The sequence below is a fragment of the Sinorhizobium sp. RAC02 genome (genome assembly GCF_001713395.1).
Lineage (GTDB): Bacteria > Pseudomonadota > Alphaproteobacteria > Rhizobiales > Rhizobiaceae > Shinella.
This window is the reverse complement of record NZ_CP016450.1, coordinates 2,301,519-2,319,897: the sequence shown is the minus strand read 5'-3', so window position 1 is coordinate 2,319,897 and position 18,379 is coordinate 2,301,519. Positions and strand designations below refer to the sequence as shown.

The following is an 18,379-nucleotide window of genomic DNA, read 5'->3' as shown; positions in this document are numbered from 1 at the left end:
TCAGCATTCTATTTCTTGCCCTTGCGTGCCCACGGCGGCGGCTGCTTCTTCTCGATCCATGGGAGAAGATGCAGAGGCTGTCGTTCGACGCCCGATGTGATGACCGGATAATGTTTAAGAGCACTGCGCATCAACGGAAGGCCTGCTGGGTTGGTGTATCGCGTGTTGGTTTCGCTACCCTCGCTTAGCCGTCCAGAGATGTCGTCGATGACTTCAGTCGGCACACCCGCCTGTTTCAACGTATCGGCCATGCCGTGCCGAAGCGCGTGAATTGCTCGATCCCACATATTCTCACCGAGCGCTCCCTGCATGATTGGGACAAAGGTGTCGTAGAACCGACCTCCGGGATCGTTATCCGTCTTGTCAGAGAAGAGATCCGGGAAAAGTGCCTCGTACCCCAACTGCTTGATGGCTTGAACGTAGTCGATGAAGCCCAAGCGGACCAACTCCTCCGGCACAGGTAGTAGTCGCTTAGACTGTACATTCTTCAATCCACGAATGCCGTTCGTACGAAGGATGATGACGTAGCCGTCCCCGTCCTTTGCAATGTCATTCACATGAAGTCCGGCAAACTCTTTCCGTCGGGGGCCGAGATAGGTGAACAGGATCGGCAGAAAATAAAGCGAATCGTGGAAGACTTGTTTTCCCGGCTGGCGCCTTTTCCCGCGCAGATGCCCATGCGAACCAACATAAAGCGGGCTGGAAAAAATCGGAGCGATATCCGCCGGGGATGGCTTGAATTGTTTGCCACGGACCTCGCCAGCCTTGGGCTTTCTGGGGCGCAAGCCCTCGAAGGTCCATTCCTCGATTTCGAAGCCGTGACCTTTCAGATGTTTCAGGAAATGGCTGAGGTTTCCGAAGTGCTTGCGGACCGTCGCCGCGGCGAGACCGACCTTCGCCTTAGTGCCGGAAGCCTCCGCCGCCAGGCGTAGCTTTTCTCCCTCATTACGGAGTTCCGGCGCCGACATCACGCGCATCCGGCTGCTGCGGCCCCAGTCGGTTGGAATGTGGTTGAGATGCTGACGCAACTGACCAATGTGAAATTGCTCAATCTGTCCGGAATGCTCCACGCCATGCTCGATGAGTACCGATTTAAACATCCGCACCAGCGCCATTACATCCCGCGCGGTCGCTGGCTCCCATTCGTCTCCCATGTTGGCGATGAGCTTTTCGCACTCTTGCTCGAAATCGGAAACGGCGACCACCCGTTGCTCGGCCTCAGAAGCTTTCGAGGTGGACTTCTTCGTCACCGCCGGGCGCGGGGTCAGATCGAGCTGGGTGATTTCCGTTTCTTCTGGAATGGCGATCAGAGCCGTCGGCAAGGGTCGCTCATCGACCGCAGGCGCAGGAGCAGGGCCTGCGGCCTTGATGTCTCCTGCGCTGACCACGGCGGCAGCCGCATTGGCTCTTCCGCCGCCTGTGAACTCGCTCTGACTCTTGTCGACAAGCTCGTGGCGCTCATCGATGTCGAGTAGGGCGGCGGCCCGGCCTTCGAACATCTTTGACATGGCGCGTTCGCGATTGAGTGCCGTGTCGTCGATTTCAAAGTTGTACATCAATCGTCTGATGCCCTCCTCGAACCCGGGGCTGCGAGCCGTGCTGCGCTCGCTTCGATAGTTCGCCCGGACGGCATCGACATGCGAGGCTGGAACACCGTTCCGCAGGAGATAGGTCAGGCCGACGCAAGCGCCCTCGAGGCTGAGCTCCGCACGCGTTCCGAACTTGGCAAGAAGTTGGTAGGCCCAGCCCGCCTCGAGATCGAGTTCCATCTCAACGACATCGCCAGCCCGCCCGAAGCGCTTCGCAGCGTCGCTGATTTTCTCGAGCCGTTCGAGTTCCTTGTCTCGCTCGTGTTCGCAAAGTTTCTGGAGCTGCTGCTTGGACATCGGTTCCTTCGAATGCGTCTTCAACTCGGCCAGCCGCGTGTTGAGCTTGCGGCCGATGACTTGCGCCTTTTTATGGTCGGAACAATGAAGGCTGAGTGAAAGCCGGCTGCCGGGCTGGCATTGAGTGAAAGCGGCCGGTACCCGGGGGCGCCAGTAGAAGATGTTTCCGCGGCGGGTGAGATTCTCGACCTCGTGGCGCACAGCCATGACGAACAGACCCTGTATCAAGCCTGAAGGTTTGACCGCGCCGAATTCGGCTGGGCATCACCTTTGGGCATCAGTTCTGGGCATCAGGTCGCCAATGATGCCAAAACGATATCCGGCACGACTGGAAAATCAAGGAATTAAGAGCTTTTAGGGAGAATTGGCTGGGGAACCTGGATTCGAACCAAGATTAACGGAGTCAGAGTCCGTCGTTCTACCGTTGAACTATTCCCCAGCATAACGGTCCCGGCTTGGCCGGCGTCTGTGAGGCGGGCTTATAAACAAACGGCGGCGAGATGCAAATGGTTTTTTCGAGAAAATTGCCTCGGCCTTTTGCCGGCCCGGCTGTCGCCGTCGCGTCACAAAAAGAATTTGGCGAACGGGCCGGGCGCTGGTAATGTCGCGCCAACGAAGATCGAGAGAGCGCCTGCTTGCAGCTTCAAAGCTTTGCGCGGCGCCATAGGCAAGTAACGTGAACGACCCCGACAGCGGCGAAAAGCCGCCCGTTTCCGGGGCGCGAGATGCGGACAATGGCGCGCGACCGAAGCGGTCGCGCCGCCGCAAGGGAAAGCAGAAGGGCGCAAGCTCCTCTGTCGCTTCCCCGTCCGCAGGCCAGGCGGCCGGTTTATCCGCTGTCGCCGAGCGCCCCAAAGCCGACTTGAGCGGCAACAATGCGCGCCGGAACAAGCGTCGCAAACACGGCAAGAGCGCCGTGAGCGGAAACGTGCGACCGCTCACGCCCGTCGGCCAGCGGGAAGCCTCGCAGCAGGACCAGCACCAGGCGGATGGCCGCAAGGCGACCCGGCGCAAGCAGCGCGGACGGAAGTCCACGCCGCCAGCCGCAGTTGATGCCCAGGTCGTTTCGCCGGCGATCGAGCCTGTCGTCGAACGGCGCCCCGCATCCCAGGAACCCCGGCGGGATGCCCCGCACCATTTTGCGGAGCGCGACGCCTATGACGCGCCGCTCTATGCGGCGCTCGATCTCGGCACCAACAATTGCCGGCTGCTGATTGCCCAGCCGACACGGCCCGGACAGTTTCGCGTCGTCGATGCCTTTTCGCGCATCGTGCGCTTGGGCGAGGGGCTTGCTGCCAGTGGGCGGCTGTCCGAAGAGGCGATGGATCGCTCCGTCGAGGCGCTGAAGATCTGCGCGACCAAACTCAGGAACCGCAACATCCGCCGCGCGCGCCTCATCGCCACGGAAGCCTGCCGTGCAGCGACGAACGGCGAAGCCTTCCTTGAGCGTGTGCAGGAAGAGACCGGGCTGGAACTCGAAATCATCAACCGCGAGACCGAGGCGCGCCTGGCCGTTTCCGGTTGCTCCTCGCTCGTCGGGCGGGAAGCCAGGTCGGTCGTGCTGTTCGACATCGGCGGCGGTTCTTCGGAAATCGCGGTCATCCGCATCGGCGACAACCGCTCCAGCCGGCTTGCCAACCACATCACGCACTGGACGTCGCTGCCGGTCGGCGTCGTTACGCTGTCCGAACGCCATGGTGGGCGCGATGTGACGCCGGAAGGCTTTTCCAACATGGTCTCCGAAGTCGAAGGCATGCTGGCGGGCTTCGATTGCCCGGGCGAGGGAATCCACGCACCGGAGGATTTCCACCTCATCGGCACCTCCGGCACCGTCACGACGCTAGCCGGCGTGCATCTCGACCTGCCGCGCTACGATCGCCGTCGGGTGGATGGTGTCTGGCTGTCGGACGACGAGGTTTCGGCCATGCAGGCGCGGCTTCTCTCCTGGGATTTTTCCGCCCGTGCAGCCAATCCCTGCATCGGGCCGGACCGCGCGGATCTCGTCCTGGCCGGTTGCGCCATTCTGGAGGCGATCCGCAAACGCTGGCCGTCGCGCCGCATGCGCGTCGCCGACCGCGGCTTGCGCGAAGGCCTGCTCACCGACATGATGGCTGATGACGGCGTCTGGCGCCGCGGCCGCCACCGTCGCAACCATCGCGGCGGCCCCCGCAATCCGGCAAAGCCCGAAGGACAGGCATCATGAGCAAGCCCCCCGTTGCCGGCAACCGCACTGGCCGCAAACTCGGCCAGAAGGTCAAGAAGGGCAAGCTGAAGGCGTCCTCGCGCCGCTGGCTCGAACGCCACATCAACGATCCCTACGTGCAGCGCGCCAAGCTCGAGGGCTATCGCGCCCGCGCGGCCTTCAAGCTGCTGGAGATCGACGAGAAGCACAACATTCTCGCCGGTGCCCGCCGCATCATCGATCTGGGTGCTGCCCCCGGGAGCTGGTCGCAGATCGCCGCCAAGGTGACGGATTCGACCGATGCCGACCCGCGCGTTGCGGCCATCGACTTCCTGGAGATGGACCCGCTGGCAGGTGTGCGCGTCCTCCAGATGGACTTTCTGGATGACGATGCCCCGGCAAAGCTCATCGAAGCCGTCGGTGGCACGCCGGATCTCGTGGTGTCCGACATGGCCGCGCCGACCACCGGCCACCGCCAGACGGACCACATACGCACCATGCATCTGTGCGAGGTTGCCGCGCATTTCGCCGTGGAGGTGCTGGCCGAGGGTGGGCATTTCCTGGCAAAGACCTTCCAGGGCGGTACGGAGCGTGATCTCCTCAACATGCTCAAGCAGAATTTCAGGCAGGTCATCCATGTGAAACCCGGTGCCTCGCGCGCCGAATCGGTGGAAATGTTTCTGCTCGCCAAGGGCTTTAAAGGCCGCAAGGCGAGGGACGAGGCGGCGGACACGGAAGAGGGCGCCTGATGCTTCTCTACACCACCGTCGGCACCAACGACCTCGCCCGCGCCGGCCGGTTCTACGATGCCGTGCTGCCATTCCTCGGCTATATCAGGCAGAAGGAAGCGCCGGGCGAGATCGGCTATGGTGCGGATGACGATATGCGCTGCCGCTTCTGGGTGGTCGAGCCCTTCAACCGCGAGCCCGCGACGTTCGGCAATGGCGTGACGATTGCCCTCGTCGCGCCCACCCGCGCCGCCGTCGATGCCTTCCATGCCGCAGCGCTGGCGCAGGGTGGTACGGACGAAGGTGCGCCGGGCCTGCGCCCGTTCCATGCCAGCTTCTACGCGGCCTTCGTTCGTGATCACGACGGCAACAAGATCGCCGCCGTCTGCGAAAAGCCGGAATAGCTCTTCCTACTTCACCGCGGCCGTTTCTTCTTCCGGTGCCACCAGACGGTGGCCGGAGACGGCGGCGCCGGCGTTCTTTGCCATGGTAATGAACGGAATGACGGCGGTGATGGTGATGGCCGAAATCACCATGAAGGCGATCTGGAAATCACGCAGTTCGAGCGGCGATCCGGTGAGCGACGTCTCGATTTCGAGGATCGTGCCGGCGACCGCGACGCCCATGGCGAGGCTCATCTGCTGAAGCACTGCGGTCATCGAGGTCGCCTTGCTGGCATCCTCGTCGGAAATATCGGCAAAGGAAAGCGCGTTCACGCTGGTGAAGAAGAACGAACGTGCAAGGCCCGCGACCAGCAGCACGAGCGCCATGAACCAGAAGGGCGTGGCCGGCGTGAAGAAGCCATTCACGAAGGTCAGCACGGTGCCGCAGATGGCGGCAACGATCAGCGTCGTGCGGAAGCCGGCGAAGGTCAGCACCCGCTTGGCGATGAATTTAGTGGTGATGGCGCCGATCGCGCCGGTGAAGGTGACGAGGCCGGACTGGAAGGGCGACAGGCCGAAGCCGACCTGCAGCATCAGCGGCATCAGAAAGGGCACGGCGCCGACCGAGATGCGAAACAGCGTGCCGCCGATGGCAGCGGCGCGGAAGGCGCTGTCACGGAAGAGTTTCAGGTCGAGCAGCGGCGTCGGGTGGCGGCGCGCGTGGCGCACATAGAGCACGCCGCAGGCGAGCCCGATGACGGTCGCGGCGATGCCGATGATCGGCGGCAGGGCGGGAAGGCTGATCACCGAGAGGCCGAACATCGTGCCGGAGGCGGCGACGGCGCTCAGGAAGAAGCCGATCCAGTCAAGCGGCGGCGGGGCGGCGGCGCGGATTTCCGGCAGGTAGATGCCGGAAAGGATGTAGCCGATGATGCCGACCGGCACGTTGATCAGAAAGATCCAGTGCCAGGAGAAATAGGTGGTGATGAAGCCGCCGAGCGGTGGGCCGGCAAGCGGGCCGACGAGTGCGGGGATCGTCAGCAGCGCCATGGCGGAGACCAGCTCGGAGCGCGACGTGCTGCGCACCAGCACGAGGCGGGCGACCGGCGTCATCATTGCCCCGCCCATGCCCTGCAGGAAGCGCGAGACGACGAAGGCGATGAGGCTGTCGGCCACGGCACAGAGGATGGAGCCGGCGACGAAGACGAGGATGGCAAGCCGAAAGATGCGTTTTGCCCCGAAGCGGTCCGCCATCCAGCCGCTGAGCGGAATGAAGGTCGCGAGCGACACCATGTAGGAGGTGAGCGCCAGCTTCAGTGTGATCGGTCCCACGCCGAGATCGGCGGCAATCGCCGGCAGCGACGTAGCGATGACGGTGGAATCCATCTGCTCCATGAAGAGCGCGACGGCGAGGATGAGGGGGACGATACGGTTCATCAGGCAATCGGGGTCGGAGGTCCTGGAGCAGTTCCAGCAAAAGTGTGCAACGGTTTTGCGTCCGGAACTGCGAAACAAAAGATAGCGCGCGGGCCCGCCCGTCTTCTGCGCCCCTCGTTGCGATCTGTCAAATCGTGAGGATTTGCCTCAAGCATCACAAGCCCGTGATGCGGCGTGCCCGGATCGTGACAGCGCCCTAGATTCCCGCGTGTCATCTTCATGCCGACGCCGGCCTCTAGAACGGCGGTGCAGCTTTCACAAAAAGGGATATACCCATGGGAGACCATTCGACAATCTCGCGCAGATCCTTGTTTCTGGCCGTAGGTGTGAGCACATTGGCCGCGCCGCTGGTTTTGAACCGCGCGGCTGTTTTCGCCCAATCCGAGAGTGACGCCACCGACATGCGCGTAAGCCCCCTCGAAACCCGCAGCTTCAAGCTCGGCAGTTTTCGCATCCTGACGGTGCGCGATGGCATACGCCCCTCCGGTGCCCCGAACGAGACCTATGGCCTCAATCAGTCGGCCGACGCGGTTGGCGCGCTGCTTACCGAGAATTTCCTGCCTGCCGATACCTTGGTCAACAGCTTCACGCCGACGCTGGTCGACACCGGCTCGGAGGTCGTGCTGTTTGATACAGGCATGGGCGAGGGCGGGCGCGACGCAGGCATGGGGCGCCTCACCGAAGGGCTGAAATATGCCGGCTACACCCCGGACCAGATTTCCGTCGTCGTCATCACCCACATGCATGGCGACCATATCGGCGGGCTGATGGAGGGTGGCAAGCCGGCCTTCCCTAATGCGCGCTATGTTACCGGCCGCACGGAATATGATTTCTGGGTCAACCCGGAGCGCATGGGCACGCCGGCCGAGCAGGGCCATCAGGGCGTATTGGCCAAGGTGCAGCCGTTCGCCGAAAAGCTGACCTTCATCGAGAACGAGGGCCAGGTCGTGCCCGGCATCACCGGCCTCGATGCCTTCGGCCATTCGCCCGGCCACATGATCTTCCGCGTCGAATCGGAAGGTAAGGCGATCATCCTTACGGCGGATACGGCAAACCACTATGTGCTGTCGCTTCAGCGGCCGGACTGGGAGGTGCGTTTCGACATGGACAAGGCGCAGGCCGCAGTCACGCGCAAGAAGGTGTTCGACATGATCGCGACCGACAAGCTCGCCTTCATCGGCTACCACATGCCGTTCCCCGCCGCCGGTTTCGTCGAAAAGGGCGGCGAGGGCTACCGCTTCGTGCCGGTGAGCTACCAGTTCGATATTTGACGCACCGGCCTGTGCGTGAGCAAAGCCCGGAACCGCTTCCGGGCTTTTTGCTATTTCCAATCCGTCATGAACGTGTTACCAGCCCTCGCCAACTTCCAAGAATTTCTTGCAAGCGACCGAGGTGGACATCTCCCAATGTTCCCCTTGGTGCGTAAGCTTTACCCTAAAAGGAACTTGGCCTATGGCGCGCATCATTGAAACCGCAACCGGTCTCGAAGCCCTGACTTTCGACGACGTTCTCCTGCAGCCCGGTCACTCCGAGGTCATGCCGGGCCAGACGAACATCGCCACCCGCATCGCGCACGACTTCGAACTCAACCTGCCGATCATTTCCTCCGCCATGGATACCGTGACGGAAAGCCGTCTCGCCATTGCCATGGCGCAGGCCGGTGGCCTCGGCGTCATCCACCGCAACCTGACGCCGGCCGAACAGGCCGAAGAAGTCCGCCAGGTGAAGAAATTCGAAAGCGGCATGGTCGTCAATCCGGTCACGATCAGCCCGGACGCCACGCTTGCCGACGCGCTGTCGCTGATGAAGATGCACGGTATTTCCGGTATCCCCGTCGTGGAAAACGGTGGCAATGCCAAGGCCGGCCGCCTCGTCGGCATTCTCACGAACCGCGACGTGCGCTTCGCTTCCGATCCGACGCAGAAGATCTACGAACTGATGACCCGTGAGAACCTGATCACGGTGAAGGAAAGCGTCGATCAGCAGGAAGCCAAGCGCCTGCTGCACACGCATCGTATCGAGAAGCTGCTGGTCGTCGACGGTGACGGTCGTTGCGTCGGCCTCATCACGGTCAAGGACATGGAGAAGTCGCAGCTGAACCCCAACGCCTCCAAGGATGCGCAGGGCCGGCTTCGCGCCGCCGCCGCGATTTCCGTCGGCGACGATGGCTTCGAGCGGGCCGAGCGGCTCATCGATGCGGGCATCGACCTGATCGTCGTCGACACCGCGCACGGCCATTCGCAGCGAGTCCTCGATGCCGTTGCCCGCGTGAAGAAACTCTCGAACTCGGTGCGCATCATGGCCGGCAACGTCGCCACTTCCGATGGCACCAAGGCGTTGATCGATGCCGGCGCGGACGCCGTCAAGGTCGGCATCGGCCCGGGCTCGATCTGCACCACCCGCATCGTCGCCGGCGTCGGCGTGCCGCAGCTTGCAGCCATCATGGCGTCCGTCGAAGCCGCCCACGCAGCCGACATCCCGGTCATCGCCGATGGCGGCATCAAGTTCTCCGGCGACCTGGCCAAGGCCATCGCCGCCGGCGCCTCGGCCGTCATGGTCGGCTCGCTGCTCGCCGGTACGGATGAAAGCCCGGGCGAAGTCTTCCTCTACCAGGGCCGCTCCTTCAAGGCCTATCGCGGCATGGGCTCCGTCGGTGCCATGGCGCGTGGTTCCGCCGATCGCTACTTCCAGGCGGAAGTGCGCGACACGCTGAAGCTGGTGCCGGAAGGCATCGAGGGCCAGGTTCCTTACAAGGGCCCGGTCTCGGGCGTGCTGCACCAGCTCGCCGGGGGCTTGAAGGCTTCCATGGGCTATGTCGGCGGCAAGGATCTCAAGGAGTATCAGGAGCGCGCGACCTTCGTGCGCATCTCCGGTGCCGGCCTGCGCGAAAGCCACGCGCACGACGTCACGATCACCCGCGAAAGCCCGAATTATCCCGGCGCCGTCTGATCGTTTGACGCTTGTCGATATGCCTTCGAATGCCCCGCTTTGCCGGGCATTTTCGTCTTCCGGGCCGCTCGATTCCTGTTCCGTTTTTCTACGTATGCGCTAGGATCGGGACACCGGTAATCTCGCCGGTTTCATCTGGGGGACATCATGAAAAAGATACTGGCTGGCGCCCTTCTGGGCCTGGGGCTGGTCGTGCCTGCGCAGGCACAAACGGTCAACGCCGGAACCTACACCGTCGAAGGCACGAACCTTGATGGCTCGGCCTATACCGGTACGGCGACGATCGCTCTGACGAGCGAGACCACCTGCTCGATCGAGTGGACCACCAACGGCACCACCTCGAACGGCATTTGCATGCTCTACGAAGACGCCTTCGCGGCGGGCTACGTGCTGCAGGACGCCGTTGGCCTCATCGTTTACAAGGTGAAGGGCGATGGCGTGCTCGAAGGCGCCTGGACGATCAGCGGCAAGGACGGCTCGGGTACCGAAACCCTGACAGCACAGTAACAGCCTATCCTTCGGCCTGTCGTGACGGTCTTTCGGGTTGAGGCTTCCACTGGAAACCCCTAAACCGGTTCGAAACGACAAGCCGAAGGATTATCATGTCTCCCACGGAAGCCACGATCTGGCCGATGATCGCGCATGTCGCGCTCGTCTTCTGCCTCTATTTGCTGCTCTCGTTCCGCCGCGTCGGTGCGGTCAAGAACGGCAGCGCACGCGTCGAGCAATTCCGCGAAAACCGTGAGGAGCCGACCGAAAGCCTCGTGGTCAAGAACTGCCTCGCCAACCAGTTCGAGCTGCCGGTGCTGTTCTACGCCGTGAGCATCCTGCTTTACCTCGTCGATGCCGACAATCCGGTGACCGTCGCCGGTGGCTGGCTGTTCGTCGCGCTGCGCTATGCGCATGCCTATGTGCATGTCACCAGCAACCGCATCCGCTATCGCCGTCCGCTGTTCATCGCGGGTCTTGCGGTGGTCGGCCTGCTGTGGATCTGGCTCGGCGTCTGGCTCGCCTTTACCTGAGCACGCAGTAACGCAGTTGTGTTCCGCGCTCGCAATCGGGCGGCCTATCTTATCCTCCGGCTAGAAACCCGGAGGATCCGCCATGGACAAGCCGCAGATCACGCAGGCGATGATCAACGCCTATGACGACTACACCCATCTGACGCTCGACCGCCGCCGCTTCATGGAACGCCTGACGGCGCTTGCGGGCTCGGGCGCTGCCGCCGCCGCCATTGCCCCGCTCTTGGCGGCGAATTCGGCGAACGCCGAAATGATCGCCTCGAATGACGCCCGTGTCGTTGCCAGGGATGTCGTCTACGGCGGCAGTTCCGGCGAGATGAAGGGCTATCTCGTACGTCCGAAGGACGCGGCCGGCCCGCTCGGCAGCGTCATCGTCATCCACGAGAACCGTGGCCTAAACCCGCATATCCGCGATGTGGCGCGCCGCATGGCGCTCGAAGGCTTTATCGCGCTCGCACCCGATTTCCTGTCACCCTCGGGCGGCACGCCGGAGAACGAGGACCAGGCGCGCGAGATGATCGGCAAGCTAGACCCCGCGGTGACGGTGGCGAACGCAGAGGCGAGCCTGAAATTCCTGACCGAGCTCGACGGCGCGAGCGGCAAGGTCGGCGCGATCGGCTTCTGCTGGGGCGGCGGCCTCGTCAATCGCTTCGCCACCAAATCGCCGGAGCTGAAAGCCGGTGTCGCCTATTATGGTGCGCAGCCGCCGGCGGAAGACGTGCCGGCGATCAAGGCGGCGATGATGATGCATTATGGCGGGCTCGACGAACGCATCAATGCCGGCATCGACGCCTATCGCAAGGCGCTGGAAGCGGCGGGCAAGACCTTCGAGATCCACGTCTATGACGGCGTCAACCACGCCTTCAACAACGATACGTCGCCCGCCCGCTACGACAAGGCCGCAGCTGACCTCGCCTGGCAGCGCACGGTGGACTTTTTGAGGGCGAATCTCGTTTAGCGAGTGCACACCCGAATAAAGCAAATGACTGAGCCGTTTGAGAAAACGGGGCCGGGCTCCGGGTGAGTCCGGCCCCGTTTCTTAAGGGGCAACAAAACCATTGCGAGCATGCGGCCAAGCAAAATATTGCGGCATCAGGCGAGCGATTTTATCACTGTTCAAACAGGATCATTTCCGTGAAGTCTATCGCCATCAAATCGATCGCTGCCTTTGCCGCCGCGACGCTGCTTCTTTCTGCCCCGGCCGTTTCCGCCGCCGGCATGAAGTTCGATATCAAGAACGATTCCGGCTACATCATCGACGGCTTCTACACCGGCGAGGGCGGCGAATGGAGCGCCAACTGGATGAACTTCAAGCTGGATGGCGGCGAGACCGCCAACATGGAGTTCAACTACGAGGGTGGATGCGATATCGAGTTTTACGTCACCTGGGAGGCCGAAGACGGCTCCAGCATCAAGGGCGACGAGACGACGATCAATATCTGCGAAGCCAACACCATCTATTTCGATGGCAAGCAGGCGACATACGACTGATCGCACACATTTTCTGAAAGGAAGGCCCTGGCGTGGCAGCACGCCGGGGCTTTTCTGTCTCTAGCCGTCGACCGCCAGGCGCATGGCGCAACGGGTGTCGCGTGCAAGCCCGTGTTCGGCTTCGAGGTCGAGCACTTCCGCGAGACGCGGCGACAGCTCGGCTTCGTCCAGCGTGCGAAAACCGAGCCGTTCGTAGTAGGGGCAATTCCACGGGATGGTGCGGAACGTGGTAAGCGTCACGGCATCGAGGCCGTGCGCCGCGGCGTGATCGATGGCGTGCTGGATCAACTGGCGCCCGATGCCGAAGCCCTGGTGCAGATGGTCGACGGAAAGCTCCCAGATGTGCAGGTCGCGCCCGACGACTTCCGCGCTCAGGAAGCCGACGGGATCATCGTCCGCGCCAACCGCTGCCCAGTTCGTTCCCTGTGCGAGGAGTTCGTGATGTCGCTCGGCGTCTTGCACGTCGCCGACGGCAAGCCAGGAAAGTGCCTCGATCAGCCGGAAGGCCTGCGCGGCCGAGCGTTCGATCTGGCGAAGTGTCTCGACCTCGTCTCCGCGGGCAAAGCGGATCCTCACGGTGGGCGGCCCGGCCTTGCGCGCGGGAATGCCGTCGAGGGGAAGCTGCGTTACCATCCGGGCAGGATATTGCTCTGCCGCAGCCGTTGGATGCGTGGGAAGACCTTCACTTCGGTCTCGGTCAGGTCATCGTTCGCCGTCAGCGGCGTAATGTTGTCGAGGCAGGCCGTGATATGGCTGGTAATGGCATTGGAGAGCGACGGAGACAGGCCCGGCCGCCGCATGATGCCGATCTGCACGGGGGCGAGCGGCGGGAAGCCATCGGCCTGGGTCAACACTTTCATGCCGGGGCGCAGGGCCGATTCTGGCAAGACCGAGACGGCCATGCCCGCCATCACGGCGGCGGCGACGACGGTGGACGACCAGCTGGTGAACAACACCTGATAATCGCGCCCCACGGAATCGAGTGCCGCACAGGCAATCTGCCGCCACTGGCAATCCCGCCGGCCGACAGCGAGCGGCACCGGCGCATTTTCCGGCAGGGGATGGTTGGCCGACATGACCCAGCAGAGCGGTTCCGTCCGCACGACATCGGACTGGCGCTGGCGTGGATTGTGGGTGACGAGCGCGATGTCGAGTTCGCCCTTGCCCATCTTTTCCGCGAGGTCCACCGAGGGTTCGCAGACGATGTAGAGTTCGACATTCGGATGCGTCTTGGCAAACCGCATGATGATTTCCGGCATGTAGCGGTCGGCATAATCATCCGGCGTGCCGATCCGCAGCGTGCCCTCGAGACGGTTGTCGTCGAAGGCGGCGATGGCCTCGTTGTTGAGGCGCATCATGCGGCGGGCATAATTGAGCAGGCGCTCGCCCTCGGCGGTCAGCCGGTTGCCGCGGCCGTCCTTCATGAAGAGCTGCTTGCCGATGCGTTCCTCGAGGCGGCGCATCTGCATTGAAACGGCCGACTGGGTCTTGAAGACCCGCTCGGCGGCTCGCGTGAAGCTTCCGGTATCGGCAATCGCAACGAAGGTCTGAAGCTGGTCTATGTCTAACGGAGCGGACATAACGGCACCCATAAGATTGTTTGATTGATACTATTAGAAACATTCGTTGGACTGATCAATTAGATTCTGCGAAAAAGCAATTGTTGAACGATTGATCCGTCCGCCGGTCGATCGTTCGACAGGATCTGCCGCTTCGCCTCGACCTCCCGGCACGGCTCTTCCCAAGACTTGACCTGTAAACCGTCACCCGTCCCTGCGGGTGACGAACGATCACGGGTGTCGAGCGAAACCCCATCGAGGACGATGGATCGCCGCGCCGGAAAGGAGAAATGCCATGCGCATGATCGACCGTAGACTGGAAATCGATATCCTCGCAACGCGCCGTCCGGCCCCGAGCCTCTTCGACCGTGTTCGCAACGCCACCTACAGAGTTGCGCGCGTTTGGCAGAATCGCCGCCTGATCAACCGGTTGAGCGAACTCGACGATCATCAGCTCCTCGACATGGGGCTGTGCCGGAGCGACGTTCGGGAGGTCATGACCTCCTCGTTCTTCTCCGATGCCGGCCTGCACCTGACGATTGCGGCACGCGAACGCGCCCGCCGTCATCTGCGCGGCGGCCGCTCGGATTGATTTTTCATGGTGCCGGCCTACCTCCCTGGTCGACACCAGACTTCCCCGCAGGGTGAGAGCCAATAACCCTGCTGCTTGCCCGGCGTGCGACTCCCAAGGTCCGCGTCGGGCTTTTTCAACAAAAATCCCACGACATAAGCTTTACCTTAGGTAAACCACCCTCAGCTACCGTTCCCTGGCAGCCGCGGATTTTTCCGTGGGCATGACGCTGTCTGCTCTCCGGATGAGCCGGAATCGCTCTCATTGTGTGTCGCAAGTCCGAACGCAAAACCGTGTTCCGCACGTTTGCCGGAATTGCCTGAGCCATCGGACGGATTGTCATGCGGATTTCCCGGAAACTGCCCCTTGCTGCCGCCGTGCTCACGCTTCTTTCCATCGGTGCCGCCAGCGCCGTGTCGCTGATCGTCAGCGCCGATACCGTCACCGAACAGGTGATGCAGAAGCTGGAGGCGACCGCCGACGGACGGCGCAACGAGGCCCGCACCTATCTGGAAGGCATGAAGCTCGATCTGCTCAGCCTTTCCACTGCCATGCCGACGACACAGGCCTTCTACGGCTTTGCCGGCGCCTGGGGCGCACTCGGCAAAGAACCGGCGAAAGAGCTGCACGAGCGCTACATCACGAACAACCCGAACCCGCCGGCGACACGTTTCCTGCTCGACACCGCGAAGAAAGACAATTTCGACCGCGCCCACAAGCAGTACCATGTGACCTTCCGCAAACATCTGGAATCGCAGGGTTACGCCGATCTCTACATGATCGACCCCAAGGGCAACGTGCTCTACTCGGTCGCCAAGGCCGAGGATTTCGGCGCCAACCTGCTTGATGGCCCCTACAAGGACAGCGGCCTGACGGCTGCCTTCAAGGACGCGCTGGCACTCAAGGAGCCCGGCGGAATCGTCTTTTCCGATTTCTCCGCCTATGCTGCGCTCGGCGGCACGCCGGCGGCCTTCATTGCTGCCCCCATCACCATGAACGGCCGCACGCTCGGCATCATGGCGATCCGCGTGCCGAACGCCAAGATCGACGCCATTTTCGGCAACAGCAAGGGCCTCGGCGAGACCGGCGAAACGGTGCTGGTGCGCGCCGATGGCACGGTTCTCACCGATTCCGCCCGTACGCCGGAGCCGGATGCACTGAAGACGCAGCTCGACATCACGGGTCTGCCGGTTGGCAGCGAGACCCATGGCACGATCGCGGATGCCGCAGGCGCGGAACTCTACGCCGCGGCATCACCGCTCTCCTTTGGTGGTACGGACTGGTCGGTTATCGCGAAAATCACCAAGGCCGAGGCGACGGCCGGCCTGATGCGCGGCACGCTGATCGTGCTTGGCCTCACAGCGGCGATCATCGGCCTGGCAATCCTTGCCGCAACCATCTTCTCCCGCGCGCTGACCCGGCCCATCCACCAGCTCGTCAAGGCGATGACGGAGCTTGCTGCCGGCAACACCGAAATCGTCCTGCCGAAGGAAAACCGCGCCGACGAGATCGGCGACATGGTGCGCTCCGTCGCCGTCTTCCGCGCCGCAGCCCTTGATAAGGATGCGCTGGAGCGCTCCAGCGCGGAAAGCCGCGAATTCACGGCACGCGAGCAGCAGGCGCAGGAACAGGCGAAGGCCGAGCAGCAGCGGCAGGTGCAGCAGGCGGTCGAAACGCTTGGCGCAGCCCTTGAACGGCTGTCCGCCGGTGACCTGTCGACGGTCATCGACCATGAATTCTCGGACGGGCTCGACGAGTTGCGCGTGGATTTCAACACCTCCGTGCGCCGTCTCGCGGAAACCATCGCCGCCGTGTCGTCCAACGCCCGTTCGATCGACGGCAAGGTCGCCCATGTCGATGCCGCCGCTCGCGACATGGCCGAGCGCACGGAAAGCCAGGTCGCGGCGCTGGAGCGTACCACGGAGGCCGTCGGCCAGATGATGGAAGCGATCCGCAGTTCCACGGCGCGCGCCGGTGAGGCGTCGCGCATGGCAACGGAGGCCAAAAGCAGCACGGACCTGTCGAGCGCCGTCGTCTCGGATGCAGTCTCCGCCATGGAGCGCATCGAAGGGGCTTCCCGCGAAATCTCCAGCATCATCAACGTCATCGACCAGATCGCCTTCCAGACGAACCTGCTGGCGCTGAATGCCGGCGTGGAAGCGGCCCGGGCAGGGGATGCCGGCAAGGGCTTTGCGGTCGTGGCACAGGAAGTGCGTGAATTGGCGCAGCGCTCCGCCAACGCCGCCAAGGACATCAAGGCGCTGATCACCAAGTCGGGTGTCGAGGTCGCGAAGGGCGTGGATCTCGTGCAGCAGACGGGTGCGGCGCTTTCCGGCATTGCCGAGCAGGTCACCCGCATCAACGATCATATCCACTCGATCGCCGCGGCCGCCAACCAGCAGTCGTCAAGCCTCGGCGATATCAGCCGTTCGATGAACGCGATGGAGCAGGTGACGGCGCAGAACCGTCAGGCGGTTTCGCAGACGGCCGCCGGCATGTCCGGCCTTGCCGGCGATACACGCTCGCTTGCGGCGATCGTCGAGCGCTTCAATGTGCCGAGGGAAGTGGCGCAGGATCGGGCTGCCGCCTGACGGTCAAAGCTGTTCGTTCATCTGTGGCGCTGTTCGCGCTACCAAGTGTTTATTAATTAGCAAAGGGAAGCGTTTTCCGGAAACAATGAATGTAAGGGACGCCCAATCGAAATTAGCATCTACAGCGTGAATGGCAGCATGGAAGGTTGGTGACAATACAACGATGTTAGCTTCGACATCCAATCCGCCGCGCATTAACCAGCGGATGTGGTGCGCCTCCGTGAGATCGCCAGCTATTCCGTCCATTACAAGCTCACCCGAAACCTGACACCGGCCTCCATAAAGTTTCTTGAGAGCAAGGATTGGGCGCGAATTTCTCAAAGTGAGCTCTCTCACATATTCTCGCCGCTCAGGAGGTTCAGCATCAACCAAAATGCTCGCGCCCTCAATATCAGGCGCAATTTGGAGTTGTTCGCTAGCCTTTGCCAACGACCAAAAGCCTTTTCCCTTCCCACGAGTTGAACGGAATAGATCTGGTCGCCCTTCTTTCCAATTGTCCGAGTGCGACGAGAAGCGCTCCACTTCTTTGCGAACAGTCGCTTCGTTGTTCCGCGATAGTTCCCGCCCCCTGATGCGACCTAATTCGCTATATAGGTCGCTATAGTGCATCTCGCCGCCAGCCGCCGTGAAGACTTGTTTAATATCCTCAAGCCATGTCGCCATTAGTGCTCCCTTGGCTTTAATGCGGTTCTACCAACATGACGCAATGTCAGCCCTTCTTGCCGCCATCTGGCTCCACGCTGCCTCGCATTGTCTCGAAGATCGATTCGATGTTGCGCTGGTAGTCCTTCTGCATTTCGAGGCCGGTGTCGAACATCGTGTTGACGAGGCCTTTCAGCGAATCCGCCGGTGTGGCTTCCGGTTCGCTGGGCTTCGCGCTTGCCGCAGGCTGGCCGCCCATATTCGCCATCATGTCCTGGAAGGCTTTGGCAAAAGGATTGTCGGTGAAGGGGTTTGCCGGCGCGTCCTTCTTCTGGCCCGCGCCGAAGAACTCCTGTGCGGCCTGCGTGAAGGGATTGTCGAATGGGTTTGCCGGTTCCGGTTTCTTGGCAAGGCCGGTCGCCTGCGCCCATTGCTGCATCATGTCGGTGAAGGGATTGGCCTGCGTGCCGCCGGTGCCCGGGAAGAAGGGCGCAAAGGACTGCTTGAACAGGCCGCCCATCAGGGTGCTCGCCATGGCGGGCAGCATCTGCTTGTAGATCTCCTGGCCGATGCCGGTCATCTGCGCCGCCTGTGCGGCGATGGCACGGGAGACGTCCTTGTTGCCGAAGAGATGGCCGAGAATGCCATTGCCATCCGCCAGCCCCTGCGGCGTGAAGGCCTTGCTCATGTCCTCGAAATATTTGGCGTGCTCGCCTGACGTCAGCGCCTGCATGAAGGCCGCCATGTCGTAGGGATTGGCGGCATTGCGCTTGAAACCTTCGGAAAACGCCGGCATCAGCGCGGCGACGGCTTTCGTCGCCTGTTCCTGCGCCAGTCCGAACTGCCGCGCCATGGTCTCCACGGCATTGCCGTTCTGCGCCTGCATCATCATGTCGTAGAGCGAAAGCATCGTGAACCCTTCCCCGTGCAGGCACATG

General features: G+C 62.4%; 17 protein-coding genes and 1 tRNA gene. 11 read left to right on the top strand and 7 right to left on the bottom strand.

Going from position 1 to position 18,379, the window contains the following annotated elements; genetic code table 11:
• Positions 1 to 8: 8 nt before the first annotated feature.
• Positions 9 to 2,093 (bottom strand): site-specific integrase, encoded by a 2,085-nt coding sequence (locus BSY16_RS11160; protein WP_069061499.1) that lies wholly within the window; start codon positions 2,091 to 2,093, stop codon positions 9 to 11.
• 158 nt (positions 2,094 to 2,251) lie between these two features.
• A tRNA-Gln gene (locus BSY16_RS11155) sits at positions 2,252 to 2,325 on the bottom strand.
• Between the two features lie 237 nt (positions 2,326 to 2,562).
• Between BSY16_RS11155 and BSY16_RS11150 the strand changes: the two genes are divergently transcribed.
• The 3 genes from BSY16_RS11150 to BSY16_RS11140 are packed head-to-tail and all read left to right on the top strand — an operon-like array spanning position 2,563 to position 5,200.
• Complete coding sequence (locus BSY16_RS11150; protein ID WP_069059727.1) at positions 2,563 to 4,089, top strand: Ppx/GppA phosphatase family protein; 1,527 nt, start codon at positions 2,563 to 2,565, stop codon at positions 4,087 to 4,089.
• Entirely contained in the window at positions 4,086 to 4,817 is a 732-nt protein-coding gene (locus BSY16_RS11145; protein ID WP_069059726.1) for an RlmE family RNA methyltransferase, read from the top strand. Before BSY16_RS11150 ends, BSY16_RS11145 begins: the two co-directional genes overlap by 4 nt.
• Entirely contained in the window at positions 4,817 to 5,200 is a 384-nt protein-coding gene (locus tag BSY16_RS11140; protein WP_069059725.1) for a VOC family protein, read from the top strand. Before BSY16_RS11145 ends, BSY16_RS11140 begins: the two co-directional genes overlap by 1 nt.
• Before the next feature lie 6 nt (positions 5,201 to 5,206).
• On the opposite strand, the gene BSY16_RS11135 is transcribed toward BSY16_RS11140, so the two are convergent.
• Complete coding sequence (locus BSY16_RS11135; protein WP_069059724.1) at positions 5,207 to 6,616, bottom strand: DHA2 family efflux MFS transporter permease subunit; 1,410 nt, start codon at positions 6,614 to 6,616, stop codon at positions 5,207 to 5,209.
• A 275-nt stretch (positions 6,617 to 6,891) separates the two neighbouring features.
• Between BSY16_RS11135 and BSY16_RS11130 the strand changes: the two genes are divergently transcribed.
• The 6 genes from BSY16_RS11130 (at position 6,892) to BSY16_RS11105 (ending at position 12,078) form a co-directional block, all read left to right on the top strand.
• A complete protein-coding gene (locus BSY16_RS11130) occupies positions 6,892 to 7,887 on the top strand; it encodes an MBL fold metallo-hydrolase (protein ID WP_069059723.1) in 996 nt (331 codons plus the stop codon).
• Positions 7,888 to 8,068: 181 nt separating this feature from the next.
• Positions 8,069 to 9,565 (top strand): IMP dehydrogenase, encoded by a 1,497-nt coding sequence (guaB, locus tag BSY16_RS11125; protein WP_069059722.1) that lies wholly within the window; start codon positions 8,069 to 8,071, stop codon positions 9,563 to 9,565.
• 147 nt (positions 9,566 to 9,712) lie between these two features.
• The gene (locus BSY16_RS11120; RefSeq protein WP_150129935.1) at positions 9,713 to 10,072 is read left to right on the top strand and encodes a hypothetical protein; all 360 of its coding nucleotides are present in this window, start codon (positions 9,713 to 9,715) and stop codon (positions 10,070 to 10,072) included.
• Positions 10,073 to 10,167: 95 nt separating this feature from the next.
• On the top strand, positions 10,168 to 10,587 hold the full coding sequence (locus BSY16_RS11115; protein ID WP_069059720.1) for an MAPEG family protein: 420 nt from the start codon (positions 10,168 to 10,170) through the stop codon (positions 10,585 to 10,587).
• Between the two features lie 82 nt (positions 10,588 to 10,669).
• The gene (locus tag BSY16_RS11110; RefSeq protein WP_069059719.1) at positions 10,670 to 11,545 is read left to right on the top strand and encodes a dienelactone hydrolase family protein; all 876 of its coding nucleotides are present in this window, start codon (positions 10,670 to 10,672) and stop codon (positions 11,543 to 11,545) included.
• Between the two features lie 176 nt (positions 11,546 to 11,721).
• Complete coding sequence (locus BSY16_RS11105; RefSeq protein ID WP_069059718.1) at positions 11,722 to 12,078, top strand: hypothetical protein; 357 nt, start codon at positions 11,722 to 11,724, stop codon at positions 12,076 to 12,078.
• Positions 12,079 to 12,138: 60 nt separating this feature from the next.
• On the opposite strand, the gene BSY16_RS11100 is transcribed toward BSY16_RS11105, so the two are convergent.
• Positions 12,139 to 12,711, bottom strand: a complete 573-nt coding sequence (locus tag BSY16_RS11100; protein ID WP_083242888.1) for a GNAT family N-acetyltransferase — start codon at positions 12,709 to 12,711, stop codon at positions 12,139 to 12,141.
• A complete protein-coding gene (locus tag BSY16_RS11095) occupies positions 12,705 to 13,658 on the bottom strand; it encodes a LysR substrate-binding domain-containing protein (RefSeq protein ID WP_069061497.1) in 954 nt (317 codons plus the stop codon). The genes BSY16_RS11100 and BSY16_RS11095 overlap by 7 nt, the downstream gene beginning before the upstream one ends.
• A gap of 274 nt (positions 13,659 to 13,932) precedes the next feature.
• Between BSY16_RS11095 and BSY16_RS11090 the strand changes: the two genes are divergently transcribed.
• Positions 13,933 to 14,229 carry a YjiS-like domain-containing protein gene (locus BSY16_RS11090; protein ID WP_069059717.1) on the top strand — a complete coding sequence of 99 codons (297 nt, stop codon included), beginning with the start codon at positions 13,933 to 13,935 and terminating at the stop codon, positions 14,227 to 14,229.
• Between the two features lie 320 nt (positions 14,230 to 14,549).
• Positions 14,550 to 16,799 carry a methyl-accepting chemotaxis protein gene (locus BSY16_RS11085; RefSeq protein ID WP_069059716.1) on the top strand — a complete coding sequence of 750 codons (2,250 nt, stop codon included), beginning with the start codon at positions 14,550 to 14,552 and terminating at the stop codon, positions 16,797 to 16,799.
• A 3-nt stretch (positions 16,800 to 16,802) separates the two neighbouring features.
• On the opposite strand, the gene BSY16_RS11080 is transcribed toward BSY16_RS11085, so the two are convergent.
• Together BSY16_RS11080 and BSY16_RS11075 are read right to left on the bottom strand one after the other, a co-directional pair.
• Positions 16,803 to 17,462 carry a hypothetical protein gene (locus tag BSY16_RS11080; RefSeq protein ID WP_069059715.1) on the bottom strand — a complete coding sequence of 220 codons (660 nt, stop codon included), beginning with the start codon at positions 17,460 to 17,462 and terminating at the stop codon, positions 16,803 to 16,805.
• A gap of 46 nt (positions 17,463 to 17,508) precedes the next feature.
• Entirely contained in the window at positions 17,509 to 18,351 is an 843-nt protein-coding gene (locus BSY16_RS11075; protein ID WP_069059714.1) for a DUF937 domain-containing protein, read from the bottom strand.
• Between the last annotated feature and the right edge of the window lie 28 nt (positions 18,352 to 18,379).

What these genes read in the sequence shown, in the direction of transcription:
- BSY16_RS11075 (WP_069059714.1), bottom strand. Translation starts at nt 18,351, where the DNA reads ATGCTTTCGCTCTACGACATGATGATGCAGGCGCAGAACGGCAATGCC.
- BSY16_RS11120 (WP_150129935.1), top strand. Translation starts at nt 9,713, where the DNA reads ATGAAAAAGATACTGGCTGGCGCCCTTCTGGGCCTGGGGCTGGTCGTG.
- BSY16_RS11080 (WP_069059715.1), bottom strand. Translation starts at nt 17,462, where the DNA reads ATGGCGACATGGCTTGAGGATATTAAACAAGTCTTCACGGCGGCTGGC.
- BSY16_RS11085 (WP_069059716.1), top strand. Translation starts at nt 14,550, where the DNA reads ATGCGGATTTCCCGGAAACTGCCCCTTGCTGCCGCCGTGCTCACGCTT.
- BSY16_RS11160 (WP_069061499.1), bottom strand. Translation starts at nt 2,093, where the DNA reads ATGGCTGTGCGCCACGAGGTCGAGAATCTCACCCGCCGCGGAAACATC.
- BSY16_RS11100 (WP_083242888.1), bottom strand. Translation starts at nt 12,711, where the DNA reads ATGGTAACGCAGCTTCCCCTCGACGGCATTCCCGCGCGCAAGGCCGGG.
- BSY16_RS11115 (WP_069059720.1), top strand. Translation starts at nt 10,168, where the DNA reads ATGTCTCCCACGGAAGCCACGATCTGGCCGATGATCGCGCATGTCGCG.
- BSY16_RS11135 (WP_069059724.1), bottom strand. Translation starts at nt 6,616, where the DNA reads ATGAACCGTATCGTCCCCCTCATCCTCGCCGTCGCGCTCTTCATGGAG.
- BSY16_RS11095 (WP_069061497.1), bottom strand. Translation starts at nt 13,658, where the DNA reads ATGTCCGCTCCGTTAGACATAGACCAGCTTCAGACCTTCGTTGCGATT.
- BSY16_RS11140 (WP_069059725.1), top strand. Translation starts at nt 4,817, where the DNA reads ATGCTTCTCTACACCACCGTCGGCACCAACGACCTCGCCCGCGCCGGC.
- BSY16_RS11110 (WP_069059719.1), top strand. Translation starts at nt 10,670, where the DNA reads ATGGACAAGCCGCAGATCACGCAGGCGATGATCAACGCCTATGACGAC.
- BSY16_RS11145 (WP_069059726.1), top strand. Translation starts at nt 4,086, where the DNA reads ATGAGCAAGCCCCCCGTTGCCGGCAACCGCACTGGCCGCAAACTCGGC.
- BSY16_RS11090 (WP_069059717.1), top strand. Translation starts at nt 13,933, where the DNA reads ATGCGCATGATCGACCGTAGACTGGAAATCGATATCCTCGCAACGCGC.
- guaB (WP_069059722.1), top strand. Translation starts at nt 8,069, where the DNA reads ATGGCGCGCATCATTGAAACCGCAACCGGTCTCGAAGCCCTGACTTTC.
- BSY16_RS11130 (WP_069059723.1), top strand. Translation starts at nt 6,892, where the DNA reads ATGGGAGACCATTCGACAATCTCGCGCAGATCCTTGTTTCTGGCCGTA.